The sequence below is a fragment of the Bradyrhizobium sp. TM233 genome (assembly GCF_036247965.1).
Taxonomy (GTDB): domain Bacteria; phylum Pseudomonadota; class Alphaproteobacteria; order Rhizobiales; family Xanthobacteraceae; genus Bradyrhizobium; species Bradyrhizobium ottawaense.
The window spans coordinates 1-898 of sequence record NZ_BTIG01000096.1 but is presented as its reverse complement, the minus strand read 5'-3'; the positions used below and the strand labels follow the sequence as shown (position 1 = coordinate 898).

Genomic DNA, 898 nt, shown 5'->3' with positions numbered 1-898 from the left:
CTCCCCGCACGCGGGGAGAGACGAAGGAATGCCGCGCATTGACTCCCATCTCCCCCTGATTGAAAACGCCTCTCAACAACCCACAACAAGAGGACAACGCCAATGACCGATGCACTCATCATCGATGCCTGCCGGACCCCGCGCGGCGTCGGCAAGGCCGGCAAGGGCGCGCTTTCGGGCATTCATCCGCAGCAGCTCGGTGCCACCGTGCTGCGCGCGCTCGCGGACCGCACCGGCATCGACACCGCCGATGTCGATGACATCGTCTGGGGCTGCAGCGCGCAGGTCGCGACCCAAAGCGGCGATCTCGGCCGGATGTCGGCGCTCGATGCCGGCTATGACGTGCGCGCCAGCGCCGTGACGCTCGACCGCTTCTGCGGCTCCGGCATCACCAGCGTCAACATGGCGGCATCCTCGATCATGGCGGGCGCGGAAGACCTCGTTATCGCGGGTGGCTGCGAGATGATGTCTATGGAAGGACGCCGCGGCGCCGGCCCGATGATGATGGACGGCGGCAATCTGCGCCTGCGCGCGCGACATCCGCAATCGCATCAGGGCGTCTGTGCCGACGCGATCGCGACGATGGAGGGCATCACGCGGAGGGACGTCGACGCGCTCGGGCTCGAGAGCCAGAAGCGCGCCGCGCACGCGATCGCGAACGGCCACTTCAACAAGAGCCTCGTGCCTGTCCACCGCGAGGATGGCAGTCTTGCGCTCGACCACGAAGAATATCCGCGGCCGCAGACCACGATGGAAGGCCTCAGCAGCCTGAAGCCGGCCTTTCCGGCGATCGCCGACTATGCGCTCGACGACAAGGGCACGACCTATCGCGGCCTGATCCTGCAGAAATATCCTGATCTCGAGATCGACTTCATGCACCACGCCGGCAACTCCTCCG

Annotated in this window: 1 protein-coding gene; it reads left to right on the top strand. The window is 66.1% G+C overall.

What is annotated here, in order from left to right:
- Positions 1-102 precede the first annotated feature (102 nt).
- On the top strand, positions 103-898 hold a 796-nt coding region (locus AABA86_RS33750), incomplete at its 3' end, for a thiolase family protein (protein ID WP_338309815.1).